Genomic DNA, 22,435 nt, shown 5'->3' on the forward strand with positions numbered 1-22,435 from the left:
ACCATACCTGATAAACTTAAAAACCAACCAATGAGAAAATTATTACTTATTTGTTCCCTGCTTATACTGCTCATAAGTAAGGGATACGCGCAATCCCGCGTTATTACCGGGACCGTGCTGGACAACGCATCAAAACCGATGGATGGCGTTACCATTGTGGTTGTTGAAACCCAAAAATCAACTTTGTCAGATGCCAGCGGAAAGTTCAGCATCACGGCAACAACCGGCCAATCTATTCGGTTCTCGTATGTAGGCACCAAGCCCATACTATTAACAGTTGCCGCCGATACCAAAGTGCTTGATGTGGTATTTAAAGATGCCGCCACCACCTTAAATGAAGTTGTAGTAACCGGTTACACATCCGAAAGGAAAAAAGACCTGACAGGCGCGGTAGCGGTTGTGGATTTGGCCCCGGTAAAAAACAACAGTTCGGGCAATACCATGCAGGCTTTGCAGGGCAGGGTTGCCGGTTTGTATATCGAAAAAGATGGATCGGCCAACGGCTCAACCAGCAGGATCCTGATCAGGGGTGCAAATACATTGGGCAACAACAACCCTTTATATGTTATCGATGGTATACCGACCACCCGGCCCGAAGTGTTTCAAAACCTGTCACCCTCCAACATTGCATCGGTACAGGTGCTAAAAGATGCCTCGGCCGAATCAATTTACGGCTCGCGGGCATCCAATGGCGTTATCATTGTAACCACTAAAAACGGCGGCAATACGCAGGGCAAAGTACAGTTTCAGTTTAATAACAGTACATCCGTTCAGTCCGAAAAATCACTGCGTTTTAAGATGCTGAATTCGACAGATAGGGGCAAGGCGCTATGGCAGGCCTCTGTAAACGATGGCCAGGATCCGGCTGCAGGTTATGGCGACATATATACCTTTAACTGGAATGGTGATTATAACAACCCGGTTTTAAATAGTGTCACCCCCAAACAATTTGTAGGCGGCGACCCTAATACCCCGGCCGGCAATACCGACTGGCAAAGCGTACTGTATAAAACAGCCATGGTTTATAACAACGATTTCACAGCGTCGGTTGGTAACAAGAACGCATCGCTTGAAATTAACTTTGGCAACATCAAAAACACCGGCCTTGTAAGGTTTACCAAATACAACCGTACAACGGGTAGCATTAACGGGGTGGTACGTGCCTTTGATAACAAAGCTACCTTTGGGGTAAACTTAAAAATAACCAACTCCAATGAAACGCTAACTACCACAGATTTGGGTGGAGCGGCAACTACCTTTTTGGCGGTAACGCTGGCACCTACTATCCCGGTATATCAAAAAGATGGCGTTACTTACGCCGGTGAATCTGGTGCGGGATACTCTGACAGGAATAACCCCTTGCATATGCAGGACCTGGCCAAGTGGAACAACGCTAACCGTGTAAATACCTTTGGTAACGTTTTTTTAGAAATACAGCCCATTAAAAACCTGTATTTCAAATCGAACTTTGGTGCCGATAATGCAAATTACCTGAGCAAGGTGATAACGCCAACTTTCCAGGAGGGTGCCCTGGCCCGTACAACCAATAGCTTGTTTTTTGATCAGAATCATTACCTGAGCACTACTTTTTCAAACACCTTGCGGTATAACTATGATTTAACAACCAACAACCACTTTAAATTATTGGTTGGTACCGAGTATATTAAAACCTTTACCGATTTCCAGACCACCCTTAAACAAGGATACGCCATACAAACTGAAGATTATTTTACTTTAGATGCCGGTACAGGCAATACCATTGTTACCGGCCGCTCAACCGGGAATAGCCTGTTTTCGCAGTTTTCGCGGTTAGATTATAATTACGCCGGTAAATATTTAGCCTCGGTTACTATCCGCCGCGATGGTTCATCAAGGTTTGGTTCAAACAACCAGTATGGTATTTTCCCGGCAGCTTCCCTCGGCTGGAAAATTGACCAGGAAGGCTTCATGAAAAACAACACCATTTTTTCGGAATTAAAACTAAGGGCTGGTGTGGGCCGTGTAGGTAACCAGGAAATTGGCGACCAATCGCGCTTTGCGCTTTATGATACCCGGTACGGCACCACCCAAAATCAGTTAACTCCAGGTTTTTGGGAGCAGTACATGAATGTTGGTACAGCCTATTCGCTTTCTGGTGCCAATACAGGCTCGTTACCTTCGGGCTTCGTACAAACCCAGGCTGCAAACCCCGGCCTTAAATGGGAATCTACCGAAGAGCTAAATGCCGGGCTTGACTTTGCCATCCTTAATGATAAGATCTCTGGCTCATTTGACTACTTCACCCGCAGAACTACCGGCATTTTGATTACCCCTCCTGTTGCATCGGCATTAGGCGAAGGGCAATCAAAAACGGTTAACGGTGCCTCAAAAAGCAATAAAGGCTGGGAGTTTTTAGTAACCTATCATGGCCAGCAATCTGGCGATTTTAATTATAATGTGACTTTAAACTTTTCTCACTTTAGAGACAAGATCACCGATTTGCCTGAAAATGTCAGACCGGCCTATCCGGGTAATATAGATAATACCATTATAGGACATTCGCAGTTTGATATATTTGGCTATAAAACCGCAGGCCTTTTCCAATCCCAGGCGGAAGTGAATGCGGCCCCAACACAAATAGGTGCCGGGCCGGGCAGAATCCGTTATGTTGATGTAAACCACGACGGAAAAATTGATGCCAACGATCAAACCTGGATAGGAACTACGCTACCCGCTTTGGAGTACGGTGCGAGAATCGACCTGACCTATAAAAAATTCGATTTGTCTTTATTTGGATCAGGCGTTGCCGGCAGGAAAGGGTTTGATGTATATACCCTGTACAATAACCTGATGCATAGCCGCGAAAACGTTGGCCCTGGTGTATTTAATGGATGGACACCCACGCATACCAACACCAACGTACCGGCATTAACACTAAAAGACAATAATAATGAAGGCCGTACTTCTGATTACTTTATTGTAAACACCTCTTACTTTAAATTACGCAATATTCAAATTGGATACACTATTGTGCCTAAGGCTGTATTTACCAGGCTAAGGGTATTCGCGATGGCCGAAAACGTGTTTACGTTGAAAAGCAAAAGCTACTTAAGCCCCGATCCTGAAAGGATTGACCTGGGGCCGGTTCCAATCCCTAAAGTTTTCAGTTTTGGTATCAACGCATCATTTTAACAATAAAAACTATTCAGTATGAAAACAAAAATATTTTTCACAGCTGTTTTATCCGGACTGATCATCTTCAGCTCCTGTAAAAAAGCGTTAGACTATACACCAAAGGGTGTGTTGTCTTCATCAGATTTAAAAACACCAACCGCTATTGAAGGCTTGGTAACCGCAGCCTACGCCGCTATTGGCAATGGCGATATGATAGGCCCTATATACAGCAACTGGGCGTATGGCAGCGTTCGATCAGATGATGCCTACAAAGGGGGCGGCGGTACCGGCGACGTGGGCGAGGTTGATGCATTGGAGCATTACAACCTGGTAACCCCATCGATGGATTCGTTTGTTTCGCGTACCTGGAAAAATTTGTTCAAATCTATATCAAGGGCAAATGTGGCGTTAAGGGCCGTTAATTCGCTCTCTGATGCCGAGTATCCTAATAAGAAAACACGATTGGCCGAGCTTAAATTCTTACGTGCCCATAGCTATTTCACCATGAAACTGCTGTATAAAAATATTCCCATTTTTGACGAAAATGCAACTGCGGACGATATCCTGAAAGTTTCAAACACGTTATCAAATGAGGATGCATGGAATAAAATTGCAGCCGATTTTCAATACGCTATTGATAATTTGCCGGTTACTCAGCCCGAACTGGCGAGGGCAAATAAATTAAACGCCCAGGCTTATTTAGCGAAGCTGAGGTTATACCAGGCTTATGAACAGGATGATAAGCATCATGTAACCAATATCAATAAAACAAGGCTACAGCAGGTAGTTGATCTTACACAGGCTGTAATTGCTTCGGGTAAATATTCATTAAGCAGCGATATTGCTGATAATTTTTTACCTGAAACCGAAAACGGCCCTGAGTCTGTATTCGCGATACAGTTTACCATTAATGACGGAACTACTGCAGGCCGTATGAATTTTGAGGATGGTTTAAATTACCCTCATGGCGCCCCCCAGTACGGCTGCTGCGGTTTTCATGCTGCAAGCCAGAACCTGGTGAACGCATATACCACCGATGTTAATGGACTGCCTAATTTTGATACATTTAACACCAATATAGCCGATTTAACAAAAGTGACCGTTGACCCCAGGTTAGACCATACCGTTGGTATTGACGGCCATCCGTATAAGTACGACAACACCAGACCATTTAGCAACAGCTGGGTGCGTGATCCTGGTGTTTACGGAAACTTCCACACCATGCGTAACCAGCAATTGGCTACCAGTTCATCATACTTCAAGCTTGGTCCGTTCATGGGGTCGGCAAAAAATTATGATATCATCAGGTACGATGACGTATTGCTCATGCAGGCCGAAGCCTATATTGAACTGGGGCAGCAGGCAAGTGCATTACCGCTCATTAATCAAATAAGAAACCGCGCGGCGGCAAGCACCGGTCGGCTTAAAAAAATAGATGGCACCTTTCCATCCAACTATAACGTTAAAGCTTATAGTATCGCTAATTGGACACAGGATTATGCCCGCAAAGCGCTGCAATGGGAAAGACGACTGGAGTTTGCCACCGAAGGAGCACGTTTTTTTGATTTAGTAAGATGGGGTATTGCCGAAAAAACCTTGAACGACTATATCAATATTGAAAAGGGGAGGAGAACCTTCCTGGCTACCGCTAAATTTACGGCAGGCCGGGACGAGTACCTGCCTATACCACAATCAGAAATTACATTTACCAACGGGTTGTACAAACAAAACCCGGGGTATTAAATTTGTTAAGATATATTGGGGCCCCGGTTTTATAATTATGCCGGGGCGCCTTTAATACACGCTAAAGTTCATCTGCCTAAATTAAAAGAACTTCAATTATGAAAACAAAAACCGGCGTCAGGTTACTGACAGCCTTTATGATGATTACCATGGTTAGTAAAGCGCAGGATAAATCGGGAATAAGCCGCCAGGAGCCCCACCGCCCACAGGTGCATTTTTCGCCGGAACAACACTGGGTAAATGACCCCAATGGGATGGTTTACTTTAACCACACTTACCATTTGTTTTTCCAATATTATCCAAAGGATATTATTTGGGGGCCAATGCATTGGGGGCACGCGGTAAGTAAGGACCTGGTGCATTGGAAAGAATTGCCTATCGCTTTATATCCGGATAGTTTGGGGTATATATTTTCGGGCAGCGCCGTAGTTGACTCTAATAATACTTCGGGCTTTGGCAAAAAGGGGCAGGTACCGCTGGTAGCAATCTTTACCCACCATGATCCGAAGGGAGAAAAAGCAGGTACTGACGTTTTTCAGAACCAAAGTATTGCCTACAGCCTGGATGAAGGCAACACCTGGACAAAATATGCCGGCAACCCGGTACTTAAAAATCCGGGGATTAAGGATTTCAGAGATCCTAAAGTGATGTGGTACGCCAAACAAAAAAAATGGGTAATGACCCTGGCCACTAAAGATCATATTACCTTTTACTCGGCCCCTGATTTAAAAACCTGGAAAAAGGAGAGTGAGTTTGGTTTAAGAGAGGGAGCGCACGGTGGGGTATGGGAGTGCCCCGACCTGTTCCCTTTAAAGCTGAGCGGCAAAACATATTGGATACTGGTGGTAAACCTTAACCCAGGCGGCCCTAATGGCGGTTCGGCCACGCAATATTTTGTGGGTGATTTTAATGGGCACCAATTTACGCCAATGGATACCCAAACCCGCTGGCTGGACTATGGCCCCGATGAGTATGCGGGCATTACCTGGAGCAATACCGGCAGCCGCAAAATTTTCCTGGGCTGGATGAGCAACTGGGAATATGCCAATCAAGTACCCACTCAAAAATGGCGCAACGCCATGACCATTCCGCGCGATTTACGCTTAAAACAAAGTAAACAAGGCATCGTCATTGCATCGGCGCTGGTTCCTGAGTTAGTTAATATAAGTGCCAATACAGCTGTATCAAAAAACGTAGCAGTTAATAAAACACTTGAGTTAACCGACAAGGTGAATAAGTTAAAAAGCCAATACATTTTAAAGTTAACCCTCGCCCAGTTAAAAGGCCTCACCATTAAGCTATCCAACAAAAAAGGAGAGGAAGTGTTAATCGGTTACGATGATGTTAAGGATCAGTATTTTATCGACAGGACAAAATCAGGCAAGGTAGATTTTCAAAAAGATTTTCCGGGCCGGTTTACTGCGCCAAGATTGAGCACATCAAAAAGCCCGGACCTGACTATTGTAGTTGATAAAGCATCCGTTGAGCTTTTTGCCGATGGAGGCTTAACCACCATGACTGCTGTTTATTTCCCCAATGAGGATTTCACAGGCCTGGCTATAAATGCAGATGGAAAGCTGAAATTAAACACCCTTGCCATTACCGGGTTAAAATCAATTTGGAAGTAGCACATTTAGCTATCTGCTGTCATTAGAAAAGTAAAAGAGGCTGCCTTAACAGGTTAGCCTCTTTTGCTTTTGGCAGCGATTTTCAATTACCGGTGATTTTTGATAACTGTAAATTCAAACCCTATCTTTACTTTAAAAAGACCGTATGTTCGACCTCATAATGGCAAACTTTGCCATGCACATTTCATTAACTCCTGCAGAGGCGGATTATGTTCAATCGGTATTGCAGCATAAGGTGGTAAAAAAGAATGCATTGCTGCTGAGCGCCGGCGACATTTGCCGGGCAATATATTTTGTAAACAAAGGCTGCCTGCGCATTTTTAATATAGACCGCGAGGGCGACCAGTACAACATATCATTTTGCCCGGAAAACTGGTGGTCGGTAGATATTGCCAGCTTTTTTGGACAAAGCCCCGCATTTTATTCGATAAGCGCGCTGGAAGATACCGATGTGTTTTACCTGGGCCATGCGGCTATTGAAAAGCTATTTATCGAGGTGCCTAAGTTCGAGCGTTTTTTTCGGATACTTACCCAAAACGGGTTCAATTTATACCAACGCCGCATTACTTCAAATCTTTCAAAAACCGCCGAAGAGCGCTACCTGCAGTTTCAAAAGCAATACCCCAAATTGGAGCAGCGGATAGCGCAAAAGCAAATTGCATCGTACCTGGGCATTACGCCCGTTTTTTTGAGCATGCTGCGTCGCAATAAACAAACCACAAACAGGTAATTTCTCCCGCAGCTAAGGCAGCAGGGATTTTAACAGTCATAGTAAACAGCAAAGACCGCCACTTTTGATGACGGTCTTTTTCTTTTTTATAATATCCTCCGGTTTTAATTCCGGTCTCAGGTTCCGTATTCGGGAGTGGTTACTTCGCTTTCTTCAAACTCGTAATCTGTTAACGGCGGGCATGAGCAAATGAGCGTTCTATCGCCATACGTATCATTAACCCGGCCTACCGAAGGCCAGAATTTAAAGGCTGCAACATAAGGCAGCGGGAATGCCGCTTTTTGGCGGGTGTATGGATGCTCCCATTCGTTGCCTGTAATTACGGCTACGGTGTGCGGTGCATTTTTTAATGGGTTATCAGCTTTATCTAACACCCCACTGGCAACATCGGCAATTTCATGGCGGATAGCGATCATGGCATCACAGAAACGGTCAAGCTCGTGCTTAGGCTCAGATTCGGTTGGCTCAACCATTACCGTGCCGGCAACCGGGAACGATACAGTTGGTGCGTGAAAACCGTAATCCATTAAACGTTTGGCAATATCCGTAACCTCGATACCGAATGGTTTAAACGAGCGGCAATCCAATATCATTTCGTGCGCACAACGGCCATTGGCACCGGTATATAATACCGGGAAATGACTTTCTAAACGGGTTTTAATGTAGTTGGCATTCAGGATAGCATAGCGGGTCGCATTGGTTAACCCTTCACTGCCCATCATAGCTATGTAAGCATGTGAGATGATCAGGATAGATGCCGAACCCCATGGCGCTGCAGATACCGCGTGGATAGATTTACCCCTGTCAATATCAACCACAGCGTGACCTGGTAAGTAAGGCACCAGGTGTTTAGCCACACCAATAGGGCCCATACCAGGGCCACCGCCACCGTGAGGGATACAGAAGGTTTTATGTAAGTTTAAATGGCAAACATCGGCACCAATATTGGCGGGGCTGGTTAAGCCTACCTGTGCGTTCATGTTGGCGCCATCCATATAAACCTGGCCGCCGTTTTCATGAATGATCTGGCAAATCTCGATGATCGACTCTTCAAATACACCGTGTGTAGATGGGTAGGTAACCATTAAGCACGACAGCTCATTTTTATATTGCTCGGCTTTGGCACGCATATCGGCCACATCGATGTTGCCGTTATCGTCACACTTAACAACCACTATCTTCATACCGGCCATCGCTGCCGATGCAGGATTAGTGCCGTGTGCCGATGATGGAATTAACGCGATATTACGGTGGGTATCGCCCCTGTCATGATGATAAGCGCGGATAACCATTAAACCGGCGTATTCGCCTTGTGCACCTGCGTTTGGCTGCAAGCTCATGGCTGCAAAGCCGGTGATCTCGCTCAGCCATTTGTTAATTTCGTCAAACAGTTGCATGTAGCCGCCAACCTGGTCGGTTGGTGCAAAAGGGTGAATTTTGCTGAAATGGTTCCAGGTAACCGGAATCATTTCGGTGGTAGCGTTCAGCTTCATGGTACATGAACCTAAAGCGATCATAGAGTGGCAAAGCGAAAGATCTTTGGCCTCTAATGATTTAATATAACGCAGCATTTCATGTTCGGAATGGTGCGAGTTAAATAACGCGTGGGTTAAGTAAGCAGATGTACGTTGTAATTCGGTTGGGATCACCGTTTCCAGGTCAGCCTTCAACCCGTCAAAATCAACATCGTTAATGGTTTTGCCCAATACTTTGGCAAAAAACCGTACAATGGTTTTAATATCCTCGGGCGATGTAGTTTCATCAACAGAAATAGTAACGATAGAACCTTCGTAGTTCAGGTTCATTTCGTTGTTTAACGCTTCAGAATGGATAGGGCCGGCTAAGTGGGCTACATCAAACTTCAGGGTATCAAAGTAGCTTTCGTTCAGTTGTTTGTAACCTAATTCGCCAAGGGCTTTAGCTAACAGGATGGTTAAGCCATGGATCCTTTCGGCAATTAATTTAACACCTTTAGGGCCATGGTATACGGCATACATGCCAGCCATAATAGCCAACAAGGCCTGCGCCGTACAAATATTTGAAGTTGCTTTATCCCTGCGGATGTGCTGCTCGCGGGTTTGCAAGGCCATACGTAATGCATAGTTGCCGGCGCTATCAATAGTTACACCAATGATACGACCAGGGATAGAGCGTTTGTACTCCTCCTTAGTTGCAAAAAACGCGGCATGCGGACCACCAAAGCCCATTGGTACACCAAAACGTTGCGTAGTACCAACAACAATATCGGCACCCCATTCGCCCGGAGGGGTTAACAGCACCAGGCTCATAATATCGGCAACAACGGTTAGTTTAATGCCCTTTTCGTGACCGGCGGCTGCAAAATCCTTGTAGTTGTACACCGCGCCTTTACCGGCAGGGTATTGTACAATGGCGCCAAACATATTGTCGGTTAATTCAACCGTGCGGTGGTCGCCTATTTGCAGTTCGATGCCGTAAGGCTCTGAGCGGGTTTTTAAAATATCTATAGTTTGCGGGAACAGTTCTTCAGACACAAAGAACACATTGGCGGCATTGTTTTTACGCAGGGTGTATTGCATAAACATGGCCTCGGCGGCGGCGGTGCCTTCGTCTAATAACGATGCATTGGCAATTTCCATACCGGTAAGGTCGATAACCATGGTTTGGAAATTTAACAAAGCCTGTAAACGGCCCTGCGCAATTTCGGCCTGGTATGGCGTGTATTGGGTATACCATCCGGGATTTTCGAGGATGTTACGCTGAATAACGCCAGGCACAATTACATCATAATATCCCTTGCCGATGAACGACTTAAATACCTTGTTTTTTAATGATGTTTGCTTAAGCGTGGTAAGGTAATCAAACTCACTTTTGGCAGGCGGTAAATCGAGCGGTTTTTTGAGCCTGATCTGGTCTGGAATTGTTTGCGCAATCAATTCATCAAGTGAGCTAACACCGATGGTTTTTAACATTTTTGCCGTGTCGGCCTCATTAGGAGCAATATGCCTTGACTGGAATTGTTCCTGGTAATCTGCGTTTAGCTTCATGAAGTAGTCGTCCCCTTAAATTTACCGCAAAGGTACGGTTTTACAATATGAGTAACAATTAGGTAATATCATATTGACAAAGCATTTACAAGGGAAAAATGTATTTTAGATGCGATTACCTAAACACATGGGCAGGCGGGCATTATTACTACTTTTATTTCTGTTTATCTGTTTCAGATCGGTTGCCGACACCTTTGTGGTAACCAGCAATGCCGATAGCGGCCCGGGTACTTTACGCGAGGCATTAACCTTGGCAGCTGCTAATGACAGTACCCAAACCGACTATATTAATTTTAGCTTAACTGATATTAGTGAGGCCGGTAGAACTTTATATCTTAAATCACAGCTTCCGGATATTTCCTCTAACCTGGTTATTGATGGGAGTACACAAACGGGCACTTATTTTGGCGTAAGTACTGCTAAAGTAGCCCTTTTCTTTAATCCGGGTAATAATGGCCCTCTAAACGGTTTAAGCATTATCAACAAACATAACGTCACGATATTAGGACTTTACCTTAAATATTTTAAAAGCAGCGGCCCCGATTCCGCCGGCTTAAATTACCGTACAGGCATTTATATTGTAAATAGTGATAATATTATTTTCGGGCAGGCTTTAAAAGGTAATGTAGTCATTGGGTTTTCGCAATCCCTTACAACCAGTTATTTACCCGCAAACAATGCCAATTATTCCAGCAATATCACCATTAAAGCCAGCTTTTTCAGTATTGATGCAGATGGAGAAACATTGCCTGTTGAACAGGAACAAGCCCTTGGGCTTGCGTACCTGACAGGATCGATAAAAGTTGGCGGGACCGAGATAGAAGGTAATGTATTAGCTAATGGCGTGGTAATTAGCCAGCAAAACAGTTATGCATCGTATGATACCATTACCGCTCATTTTTATATCAGAAATAACAAGATAGGTGTTAATTATAGCGTTACTAAAGAAATACTCACATCAGCAGGAATCTTTGCCTCAACGGTAGATCCTGACGGCTCCAATTACTTAGATATTGACGATAACGTGATTACAGGTAACGCGATCTTTGGCGACGCTATCTATCCCATTAACATGGGGCGCCAGATAAATATCAGGCGAAATTATATAGGAACAGACAAAACACGTACAAGGACTTTTAAAACGGGAGGAATATTTTTATATTCGTGTACAGGTCAGGTTTCTATAGGTAGCAGCGACCCTGCCGATGCTAACTATATAACCAATTGCGTACCGGTAATAGTATGGCCCTACACTAACGCCAAAATAAATAAAAACAGCTTTTACTGCCCAACTTATGTGCAACCTATGCATTACGTTGGCTATGGGGAATTTGATGCCCCCCAGGTAAACATTACCAAAATATTGCCAACCGTAATTAGTGGTACTGCAACACCCAATTCAACCATTGAGCTTTTTTATGATGATAAATGCGGCACCTGTTCGCCGCAAACTTATTTTGCTTCAACCACGGCAGATGCAAAGGGAAACTGGAAATATACGGGGCCTAGTATTCATGGAACCATAATAGCGTCGGCTACGAATGATAAAAACACATCAGATTTTACGAAGACGACTATCAATGTGGACAATGTTAAAGTGATAAATGCATGCGATAATACAGGCTCGATAATAGGCGCTGTACCCCAAAGCGCATCGGAAATAAGGTGGGTAAATGAAAACGGGAAAACGGTTTCAACCGATGCTGATTTAATAGGTGTAAAGCCCGGAAAATATAAGTTAATAGTAAAAAATGGAGGCTGTGGCGATTCGACATCATACTTTGAAATTCAACAGCGTTTTTTGGTTGATACCACTAAAATAATAAAAGTGCAACCTTCTTGTAATGGCGCTACAGGTTCAATTTCAAGCATCCAATTTGCGTATAACGATAATCAGACTCCCATAATAACCTGGACCGATGCAGCCAACAAGATCTGGGGCAACAACGTTGACGTAAGTAATCTGCCGGCGGGAAAATATACTTTGATTATCAAAAGCTTCGATGCAACCTGTGTAAAAAAATATGGCCCATTTATACTTAAAAACACCACCGGCCCTACTATCGACGATTCAAAACCCAACGTCACCAACACCAACTGTGGCCAAACCATAGGCTCCATAACAAACATTATTGTTACCGGCGGTACCGGCACACGGCATTTTACCTGGAAAAACGTCCAACAGCAGGAAGTGGCCTATACACAGGATTTAACCGGCCAGCCAGCAGGCAAATATACACTGCAGGTAACCGACGATAGCCAATGCGGCCCCGTTTACAGTAAAGAAATTGAAATAACAGAAGTTAACGGCATAAGCATTACAGAATCGCTTAATGCCACAACACCTGCCAGTTGCGGTAAAGCAAACGGCGCGGTGACCGGGGTTACCGCAACCGGAGGAACTAAATATGAATGGCGGGACACCAATGGAAACCTGGCAGGTACCAGCCTTGATTTAAAAAATGTGCCGGGTGGTGCTTACCAGTTAACGGTATCCAACGCTTTTTGCCAAAAACAATCAAAGGTTTACCAGGTAACCGAGCAGTCAGGTACCGTATTTCCGTCAACCTATACCGTTAACCATATTGATGCCTGTTACGGAAAAGCTAATGGGGCATTACAGGTAAACCAGGATGCCCTGATAAAGGCTGTTAGATGGGTTAACGCTGCCGGGGTTGACGTTGCCATGCACCACGGCGCGACAGATCTGGCGGCCGGTAACTACAAGCTTTATCTGACCGACCAAAATGGGTGCGAAAGTTATTATAACACCTACCGGGTAGATGAGCTGCCCGAGTTAAAAGTTACGGATAACGGGCAAACAGGCAACGAACAATGTGGGTTGAAAAGCGGTTACGTAAGTAACGTAACTGTTGCAGGGGGATTACCACCTTATACCTACACCTGGCTTAATGCCGGCAGTGCATCAATAGGTACAACAAGCAGCATTTCAAACCTGGCGGCAGGTGCGTATACCTTAAATATTGCTGATAGCAGATGCGGGAGTATAAATGTTAACTACCAAATTCAAAACATTCCGCAGGATTTGGCAGCTCCGTCGGTAAGTGATATCCAGGTTTGTAGTCCGGGAGATGCCATTCTTTTGGTAAACAACGCGGCGGCCGACGTAGTTTACCGTTTGTACGACCAGGCTGATAGCACATCGCCATTAAGCGAACAAACCGGTGGGCGGTTTAAAATAGTTGTAACCGCTAACCGCAGTTTTTTTGTAAGCCAGGTAAATGGTACCTGCGAAAGCCCAAAAACAGAGGTAAAAGTGTCGGTAGGCTTATCTCCGCTCAGCATCGCCAATTCTTTTACCCCCAATGGTGATGGTCATAACGACTACTGGAAAATTAACAATATTGAAAGCTACCCTTCCGCAGTGGTACAGGTATTTAACCGCAACGGCCAAAAGCTCTTTGAATCAAAAGGATATGCAACACCGTTCAACGGTACCTATAATGGCAAAGCGTTGCCCGTAGGCACCTATTACTATATCATCAACCTGAATAAAAACTGTAACCTGTTATCGGGCAGCTTAACCATTTTGAGGTAAGCCGGAAGTCTGGAACCAAAGGTGGGAGGCCTGAAAGGAAAATACGGTGCGCATTTCAATTATCAGACCACAGACCACGCACCTCAGACCAACTGCCTTAAATACATCTGGATGGTATTTTCCAATCCGTAATATAACGCATCACAAATAAGGGCGTGGCCTATGCTCACTTCATCCAAAGCGGGTATGTTTTCGGCAAAGTATTTCAGGTTGTGCAAATCAAGGTCATGGCCTGCGTTAATGCCCAGGCCGGCCTCATGCGCTACTTTAGCAGCTTCGATATATGGCGCGATAGCCAGTTCTTTACCCTGGTGATAATGGGTAGCATAGCCTTCGGTATAAAGCTCAATACGGTCGGTGCCGGTTTTGGCGGCTCCTTCAACCATTTTGGCAACCGGGTCAACAAAAATAGATACACGGATACCGGCTTCTTTAAAAACGGCTATCATATCTGTTAAGTAATGGTAGTTGGTAATGGTATCCCAGCCATGGTTGGATGTTATTTGTCCTAATACATCAGGTACCAGGGTAACCTGCTCTGGTTTGTTGGCTAATACCAGGTCAATAAACTTTTGTTCCTGGCAATTGCCCTCAATATTAAACTCGGTGGTAACTATTGCTTTCAGGTCAAAAACATCCTGGTAGCGGATGTGCCTTTCATCGGGACGTGGATGTACGGTGATTCCCTGCGCGCCAAAACGTTCGCAATCTTTGGCAACCTGTACCAAATCGGGGTTGTTACCACCACGCGAATTACGCAGTGTGGCTATTTTATTGACATTGACAGATAAACGGGTCATGGGCTATGATTACTTTTGCAACGGCAAATATCACCATTTACTTAAAACACCCGAAACAATTTTAGGATTGATTTATTTGCAATTAATTATGAAGTTACTCACCAGGTCTTTTTTGTTTATCTTGTTACTGACCACAACATCAATCACTGCAAACGCCCAGGCTATCTATCGTAAAATAGAAAATTATAAAGTCTTTTATGGATGGGCGCACCATTATCCGCAGGATTGGATGATTATCCGCTCGTTTGAAAACGAGGGCAAAAGCTATTACCTGCTGGTAAATCCTCAAACCCTGGAAACAAAAATTGAAGAGCCAAATTTTTACCAGGTAAAGCCAATGAGCCTAACCGATGCCCGCGCTTTTTTTAAAAATACACCTTATCAAAAGGCGCTGCGAAAAGCCGAAAAACAATCGGTAACCATACAGGATGCGGGCATTGAAAGCGGCGTTCCAAAAGAAACAGGCATCAGCCTGACGGCCGATCTTTGCCCATCTCACCGGCCATTGGATAAACGTATTTTTACAGATATTTTCAACGAGTTTAAAAAAGTAGAACGGCCGGTACCCGTGGCTTTGTCGGTAACAGGCATCTGGATGCGGCAGCACCCACAGGACCTGGAATGGCTTAAGCAAATGCAGGCTAAACGCGAAATTTACATCACCTGGATAAATCATTCCTTTAACCATCGCGTAAGCCTGAAAGCGCCGCTTAAGGAAAACTTTTTGCTGGAACCGGGTACCGATATTAGCTACGAAGTGTTAGAAACAGAAAAGGCCATGCTCAAAAACGGACTGCTGCCGTCGGTGTTTTTCAGGTTCCCGGGTTTGGTGTCTGATCAGCAATTGGTTTACAAGATAACCGATTTTGGGTTGATCCCGGTTGGAACGGATGCCTGGCTGGCCAAAGGCCAGCAACCCCAGGCTGGCAGTATTGTGCTGATACATGGCAACGGCAACGAACCTACCGGCGTTAACGATTTTATCAAGCTGCTGCAATCAAAAACCCAGGCCATAGCCAACAAGCAATGGCTGCTATATGACCTGCGCGAGAGCGTAGACGAGGAATTTGAAGGGCAATAGGCTTTGCTGAACAGTAAGGTGCCGCGTTTTGTTGCTATCTGCTATTTTATAAAGAAAAGCAATTTTTGTTGTCCCATTTGTAGTAACACTACAAAAAAGTCTTAATTCTTGATTCTAACCTCTTGACTCTTTTCCCCCAGTTAATTCAGTCTCCTCACCATCTGTTCCTCAACCTTTTTAAACACCTGTATGGGTTTAAGGCTACGCCAGCCCAGATCATCTAACTGGCCACCAAAGTTGATGTAGTAATCAATATTATTGCGTTTAAATTCGTCAATCACATGCTCGCGGAAGTTGATGCCTGCTATCCAGCCGTCTTCAACTTCCTGAAACCACTCTTCGTAATAACAATCATCTGACGAGTGAAAGTTGAGGATGTTTTCGCCTATCAGTATAAAATGATTGATGCCATTATCAATCATCAACTCCAGTATCTCGCGTTTCAGCATCATGATGTCATTATTAATGGCATCATTCCACTCGCCTATAAACTCAATAATAGTATAGCCTTTTTCATAATCGGCATACAGTACTTTCATGTACAGCGTATTGGAGCCAAACGAATCCCATTGCGGATGCAACAAATAGTTGTATACCTGCTTATCAAACTCAAACTCACTATACTCCGTAGCATAAAAAGGCGAATATTCGTCTTCGGCTGCTATGTAATCATCCCTCCAGCGGTAATATGGTTCTATCTCGTGCATGTTTCCAATGTGCAAATTTCAGATGTTGCAAATGTGCAGATTATGAGAAAATGCAAATTCAATCATTTGCACATCTGAAATCTGCATATCTGCACATCAATTTTTATAATTATCAACAGCAGCCCTTACGCTGCCGTATTTTTTTAACAGGGTGGCGGCTTCGGCTTCGGCAAGGCCGGTTTCGTCCATTACCATGTGGGTGCCACGGTCAATCAGCTTATCATTACTTAACTGCATATCAACCATTTTATTCCCTTTTACCTTGCCCAGCTGAATCATTACACTGGTGCTCAGCATATTTAAAACCAATTTTTGGGCCGTACCTGCCTTCATCCGTGTCGATCCGGTTAAAAACTCGGGCCCGGTAACTACTTCAACCGGGTATTGTGCAACGGCCGCAACCGGGCTGCCGCTATTGCAAACTATACAGCCGGTAACCATATTATGATTGTTGGCCGCTTTAAGGCCCCCAATTACATAGGGTGTAGTGCCCGATGCGGCAATACCCACAACTACGTCTTTTTCGGTTACGTTATACTCCAATAGGTTGTGCCAGGCAAGTTCGGTATTGTCCTCCGCAAATTCAACCGCTTTTCTAATTGCACCGTCGCCCCCGGCTATCAACCCAACTACCATATCAAACGGAACGCCAAATGTTGGCGGGCACTCTGATGCATCAACTACACCAAGGCGGCCGCTGGTACCGGCGCCAATGTAAAAAAGGCGGCCGCCGTGCTTCATCCGTTCGGTAGTTATGGTGGCAAGTGCTTCAATCTGGGGTAATGCTTTGGCCACAGCCAACGGTACCGTCTGGTCTTCCCGGTTTATGTTTTCCAGGATTTCTTTTACCGATTGCAGCTCCAGGTTTTTATAATGCGATTCCCTTTCGGTGGTACGTTCCATTATTTTTTTAATAATTTATAACAAAATTCGTTAAAAAACATCAAATGCAAGGCTGCCGATAAAAATTATTGGTTAAGCATTGATTAACTTTGTTTGCTGAATATGAAAAAGACTGCGGGTGTAATTTTCAGGACGCTGATCCTGTTGCTGGTGGGGATTACTATTGGATTATACATTAGTAGGAACAGTGGCGACCGTAACCTTGGTTTTTCATTTTCTGGCGACGATAAACTATCTAAGGTGCTAACCCTGGTTGGCGAAAGCTATGTAGATAGTGTAAATGTTGACAGCATTGAAGGCGCATCCATCAATGAACTGCTGCAAAACCTCGATCCGCATTCGCTTTACCTGCCGCCGCAGCAGGCGCAAAACATCAATGAACGTTTAGAAGGTGGCTTTAACGGCATTGGTATTGAATACCAGCTGCTGCGCGATACACTGATAATTACCCAGGTATATGCCGGAGGGCCGGCAGCCAAAGCGGGTTTGCCTGTGGGTAGCAAGGTTGTTAATGTTGATCATAAAAAATTCTCGGGCACAAAACTAACGGCCGATAAGGTTAATAACATTTTCAGAGGCGAAAAAGATGCCACCATTGTAATGGATGTGGCAAACGCTGATGGCAAAGGCACCAGGGCATTTGCGATGAAACGTGGCCGGGTTGATATAAGCAGTGTAAACGCGGCGTATATGGCCAATGCCAATACCGGCTATATTAAAATAAGCAAATTTGCCGCTACTACCGATGTTGATTTCCGTACGGCGCTTAAAAAGCTTAAGGTAGATGGCATGAATAAACTGGTGCTTGATTTGCGGGGCAATGGCGGCGGTTACTTAAGCGCGGCAACATCCATGGCCGACGAGTTTTTGAGTAAAGGCAAGCTGATTGTATATACCCAGGGAGTTCACGAACCCCGCACCGATTATTTTGCTACCGATTCGGGTGCGTTTCAGCAAGGAAAGGTTACTGTGCTGATAGATGAATATTCGGCGTCGGCGAGCGAGATACTGGCCGGAGCCCTTCAGGACCTGGATAGGGCCACCATTGTTGGCCGCCGCTCATTTGGTAAAGGGCTGGTACAGCAACAATTCCCGTTTGGCGATGGTTCGGCCATTAACTTAACGGTGGCAAGGTACTATACACCATCGGGCAGGTCGATACAAAAATCATACAAAGAGGGCGTAAGCAATTACCGGAACGAGCTGGCCCAGCGCATGCAAAAAGGCGAACTGTTTTCTGAACAAAGTAACCGGAACGACACGGTTTTCAAAGGATCATCATACCATACCTCAGGTGGGCGCAAAGTTTACAGTGGCGGCGGCATTATGCCCGATGTTTTTGTACCTGCTGATACGTCGCAAAATACGCAGGTGGTGCAAAACCTTGGCGAACTGCAACTGTTTTCGGCCTATGTGGTTGATAAAATGCAACCCTTACTCGGCAAATACAACACAGGCGAAGATTTTATGAAACATTACGTCGTCAGCGATGATGATTACCGCAATTTCATCCTATACTCATCCCATACCCTAAAAGAAATGGATTCGCGCGAGTTGTTGCAATCAAGGGATTATATCAAAAGCATCCTGAAAGCCAGCGCAGCGCGGTTTAAATGGGGCGATAACGCCTTTCAGGAAGTGATGAACACCAATGATGTGGCTTATAAAAAAGCATTGGAGCAGTAGGGGAGATGTGCAGATTTCAGATTTCAAATGTGCAGATAAAAAGAGGGGGTAATGATTTGCCAATTAAATCATTATCCCCTCTTTTTATGGTTCCCCATGTCTTATAAACCAATCATCTGTACAACTGAAATTTGCACATCTAAAATCTGTATTTCAATTCCGGCTTTTGTTTAATGTAAGTATCCCGTTATTGTAAAATAATAGTTTGGCGTTATCATCCTGTATAATGGCAAAAGGATAATCGTGGTTTGCGGGGGTAATCCGCCATGCTTTTATCAGCTGGCCGTGCGAATCGGGACTGACATCATAATAGCCAAATTCGGCAGCCAGGCATGAGTCGGCTATTTTTTGATTAACCGAATAAGCATCTTTCAAAGCAGCATGTACAAACAAATAACGTAGTTGTGGCAGTGTTGTGCGTGGCGTTGTGCTCAATGTTACATTGCTATATATGTACCCGCTGGTGGTATAATAAATGCCGTTGTTAAAATGATAACCTACCTGGGCAAATAGTATGGGCAAGCCATTGCGGTATTGCTGCGCAATTACGTGCTGAAGCACATGCAGGGGCCCATTGGTGGTAATGGTATCGTTTAAAATTGCCCTTGTTACAACAAGGTCATTGGTAGCAATGTGGTTATCCGTTAACAACTTTATCGACGCCGTCAGTTCGGGTTTATTCGTATCGGCGTAATCGCGCTGGATACGACTTATGCAGCCATTATCATTTTGCACCCCGGTCAGGGTCGATTTTTTACATGATGAGCCAAGGGCCAAAGCCAACAAAACAATGCAGGATGATTTTTTAGCAAACATAACAGCTTAAGGTTTAGCTATATTACGCGTGCAAAACCTTAAATGATACAAAATTTTACAATTTTTGATGTGCAGAATAAAATGTGCAGATGTGCAAATTTCAGATATGCAGATGTTTTTGTCTGGATGGCTGACTGAATAACAGTGCTGTGGCTCATCTGCACATCTTGAATCTGAAATCTGCACATCTGTAAAGCTTTATTTTTGCCTGAACCACACCTGTACCGGCGCACCGCTGAAATCAAAATTTTCCCTCAGCTTGTTTTCTATAAAGCGGTAGTAGGGCTCTTTAACATACTGCGGCAAATTACAGAAGAAAGCGAACATGGGCGATGAACCTGCAATTTGGGTAATGTATTTAATTTTTACGTATTTGCCTTTGATAGATGGCGGCGGATAATTTTCGATAATGGGCAGCATTACCTCGTTTAGTTTGGAGGTAGCTATTTTGCGGGCGCGATTTTGGTAAACCTGGTTGGCCACGTCAATTACCTTTAACACACGTTGCTTTTCGGTAACTGATGTAAATACGATGGGTACATCCGTAAATGGTGCAATCTTCTCGCGGATCATCTCTTCAAAAACCTTAACGGTTTTGTTGTTTTTCTCAATTAAATCCCACTTATTAACCACAACCATGATGCCTTTTTTATTTTTTTCGGCCAGGTGGAAGATGTTGATATCCTGCGATTCGATGCCTTCAACAGCATCAATCATTAAAATAATTACGTCGGCTTCTTCTAAGGCCTTTATAGTGCGCATCACCGAGTAAAACTCGATATTTTCTTTAACCTTGGTTTTTTTACGCATCCCGGCAGTATCAATCAGCATAAAATCGTGCCCGTACTGGTTGTAATGGATGTGGATAGAATCGCGGGTGGTACCGGCAATGGGGGTTACTATATTGCGGTCTTTACCTATTAACGAATTGATGATAGATGATTTACCAACGTTTGGACGGCCTACGATGGCGTATTTAGGGCGGGTATTTTCTTCAAGTACTTCGTCGTCAAAATGCTTTACAACTTCATCAAGCAACTCGCCGGTGCCAGAACCAGTCATGGATGAGATGCTGTAGATTTCGCCCAGGCCCAGGCTGTAAAACTCGGTAGCATCAGATAATAGCGCGTTGTTATCCAGTTTGTTTACTACTACAAAAACCGGTTTTTTGCTTTTACGCAGCATGGTGGCAATTTCATCGTCAAGGTCGGTAATGCCTGTGGTAACATCAACCATAAACAGAATAACCGATGCCTCTTCAATAGCTATTTCTACCTGCTCACGAATGGCAGCCTCAAAAATATCAGCAGAGTTGGCTACATAGCCGCCTGTATCAATTACGGTAAACTGGTGGTCGGTCCATTCAGATACACCGTAGTGCCTGTCGCGGGTTACACCGCTAAAATCGTCAACAATGGCTTTGCGGGTTTCGGTTAAGCGATTATATAAAGTTGATTTGCCTACGTTAGGGCGGCCAACAATGGCTACTATGTTACTCATGCTTTTGTTTAGATTTGAGATGTGAGATTTAAGATATGAGACAGAGAGTTACGTCTGCGCCGATCTTATTCTACATCTAAATTAATTTTTTTGCTTTAATTGGATGTTAAATTTTGTCTCAAATCTCACATCTCAATTCTCATATCTATGATTCGTATCCGAATTTTTTAAGGTAATTTTTTTTGCTGCGCCAGTCGGGAATCACTTTTACAAACATCTCCAGGAATACTTTTTTCTGAAAAAACTCTTCCATATCGCGGCGGGCATACGTGCCTACTATTTTAAGCATGCTGCCGCCCTGGCCAATAATGATATTTTTTTGCGAATCGCGTTCTACAATAATTTCGGCGCTGATGCGATGCAGCTTTTCTCCTTCAACAAAAGCAGTTACAATTACTTCGGCACTATAAGGGATCTCTTTCTTGTATTGTTTAAGCAATTGTGCACGGATCATTTCTGAAGCGAAGAAGCGGTCGTTCCTGTCAGTTAGTTGGTCCTTTTCATAATACGCCGGGTGCTCAGGCAAATTGCCGATCACAAAATCCATAATGGCTTTAATATTATGACCCAGCAATGCCGATATCGCGAAGATGGCTTTAGGGTTTAACTTCTCCTGCCAAAACTCCACTTTCTTTTTTACGGTTTCCTCGTCGCTTTGGTCAATCTTGTTAATAAGCACTGCTATTGGGGCCAGCGAACCTTCCAGTTTTTTTAAAACGTCGGTTTCGTCAAACTCCTCGTAAATATCGGTAACCAGCAAAATCAGGTCGGCATCAACAATTGATCCGTCTACCTGGTGCATCATACTTTCGTGCAATGCGTAATGTGGTTTGATAACCCCGGGCGTATCCGAAAACACAATCTGGTAGTTATCATCGTTAACAATTCCCAAAATACGGTGCCTGGTGGTTTGCGCTTTTGGGGTGATAATTGACATTTTTTCGCCAACAAGGGCGTTCATAAGGGTTGATTTACCAGCATTGGGCTTACCAATTATACTTACAAAACCTGCCTGGTGACTCATATAAAAATAATTAAAAATATATTTGGACTGCAAAGAAACGAATTATATCTTTGCAGTCCAATTAAAACGGAGTGCAAAA

At 44.3% G+C, this 22,435-nt stretch carries 14 protein-coding genes; 7 read left to right on the forward strand and 7 right to left on the reverse strand.

The window, feature by feature from the left end; all coding sequences use genetic code 11:
* Positions 1-30 precede the first annotated feature (30 nt).
* The 4 genes from FSB76_RS15370 to FSB76_RS15385 all read left to right on the forward strand — a co-directional run bounded on the left by FSB76_RS15370 (position 31) and on the right by FSB76_RS15385 (position 7,254).
* Entirely contained in the window at positions 31-3,171 is a 3,141-nt protein-coding gene (locus FSB76_RS15370; protein WP_147054779.1) for a SusC/RagA family TonB-linked outer membrane protein, read from the forward strand.
* 18 nt (positions 3,172-3,189) lie between these two features.
* A complete protein-coding gene (locus FSB76_RS15375) occupies positions 3,190-4,896 on the forward strand; it encodes a RagB/SusD family nutrient uptake outer membrane protein (protein WP_147054780.1) in 1,707 nt (568 codons plus the stop codon).
* Between the two features lie 98 nt (positions 4,897-4,994).
* On the forward strand, positions 4,995-6,524 hold the full coding sequence (locus FSB76_RS15380) for a glycoside hydrolase family 32 protein (protein ID WP_147054781.1): 1,530 nt from the start codon (positions 4,995-4,997) through the stop codon (positions 6,522-6,524).
* A gap of 145 nt (positions 6,525-6,669) precedes the next feature.
* Positions 6,670-7,254, forward strand: coding sequence for a Crp/Fnr family transcriptional regulator (locus FSB76_RS15385; RefSeq protein ID WP_147054782.1), 585 nt, complete (start codon positions 6,670-6,672; stop codon positions 7,252-7,254).
* 116 nt (positions 7,255-7,370) lie between these two features.
* Here FSB76_RS15385 and gcvP read toward each other — a convergent pair whose 3' ends face one another.
* Positions 7,371-10,280: an aminomethyl-transferring glycine dehydrogenase gene (gene gcvP, locus FSB76_RS15390; RefSeq protein WP_147054783.1), complete on the reverse strand. Its 2,910-nt coding sequence runs from the start codon at positions 10,278-10,280 to the stop codon at positions 7,371-7,373.
* A 109-nt stretch (positions 10,281-10,389) separates the two neighbouring features.
* Here gcvP and FSB76_RS15395 point away from each other — a divergent pair, with 109 nt between their 5' ends.
* Complete coding sequence (locus FSB76_RS15395) at positions 10,390-13,839, forward strand: gliding motility-associated C-terminal domain-containing protein (RefSeq protein WP_147054784.1); 3,450 nt, start codon at positions 10,390-10,392, stop codon at positions 13,837-13,839.
* Between the two features lie 83 nt (positions 13,840-13,922).
* On the opposite strand, the gene FSB76_RS15400 is transcribed toward FSB76_RS15395, so the two are convergent.
* A complete protein-coding gene (locus FSB76_RS15400) occupies positions 13,923-14,639 on the reverse strand; it encodes a pyridoxine 5'-phosphate synthase (RefSeq protein WP_147054785.1) in 717 nt (238 codons plus the stop codon).
* 88 nt (positions 14,640-14,727) lie between these two features.
* On the opposite strand from FSB76_RS15400, the gene FSB76_RS15405 reads away from it, so the two are divergent.
* A complete protein-coding gene (locus FSB76_RS15405) occupies positions 14,728-15,720 on the forward strand; it encodes a polysaccharide deacetylase family protein (protein WP_225976522.1) in 993 nt (330 codons plus the stop codon).
* Positions 15,721-15,860: 140 nt separating this feature from the next.
* Here FSB76_RS15405 and FSB76_RS15410 read toward each other — a convergent pair whose 3' ends face one another.
* Positions 15,861-16,427, reverse strand: a complete 567-nt coding sequence (locus FSB76_RS15410) for a hypothetical protein (RefSeq protein WP_147054786.1) — start codon at positions 16,425-16,427, stop codon at positions 15,861-15,863.
* 96 nt (positions 16,428-16,523) lie between these two features.
* Complete coding sequence (gene murQ, locus FSB76_RS15415) at positions 16,524-17,330, reverse strand: N-acetylmuramic acid 6-phosphate etherase (RefSeq protein WP_147054788.1); 807 nt, start codon at positions 17,328-17,330, stop codon at positions 16,524-16,526.
* 102 nt (positions 17,331-17,432) lie between these two features.
* Here murQ and FSB76_RS15420 point away from each other — a divergent pair, with 102 nt between their 5' ends.
* Positions 17,433-19,016: a S41 family peptidase gene (locus FSB76_RS15420; RefSeq protein ID WP_147054790.1), complete on the forward strand. Its 1,584-nt coding sequence runs from the start codon at positions 17,433-17,435 to the stop codon at positions 19,014-19,016.
* A gap of 153 nt (positions 19,017-19,169) precedes the next feature.
* Here the strand turns inward: FSB76_RS15420 and FSB76_RS15425 are convergent, their stop codons facing one another.
* The 3 genes from FSB76_RS15425 to era form a co-directional block, all read right to left on the reverse strand.
* Complete coding sequence (locus FSB76_RS15425; protein ID WP_147054792.1) at positions 19,170-19,832, reverse strand: hypothetical protein; 663 nt, start codon at positions 19,830-19,832, stop codon at positions 19,170-19,172.
* Positions 19,833-20,030: 198 nt separating this feature from the next.
* Positions 20,031-21,332, reverse strand: coding sequence for a ribosome biogenesis GTPase Der (gene der / locus FSB76_RS15430; protein ID WP_147054794.1), 1,302 nt, complete (start codon positions 21,330-21,332; stop codon positions 20,031-20,033).
* A gap of 145 nt (positions 21,333-21,477) precedes the next feature.
* Positions 21,478-22,356, reverse strand: coding sequence for a GTPase Era (era, locus tag FSB76_RS15435; RefSeq protein ID WP_147054796.1), 879 nt, complete (start codon positions 22,354-22,356; stop codon positions 21,478-21,480).
* Positions 22,357-22,435 lie beyond the last annotated feature (79 nt).

Origin of the sequence: Mucilaginibacter ginsenosidivorax (assembly GCF_007971525.1) — a bacterium.
GTDB classification, from domain to species: Bacteria; Bacteroidota; Bacteroidia; order Sphingobacteriales; family Sphingobacteriaceae; genus Mucilaginibacter; species Mucilaginibacter ginsenosidivorax.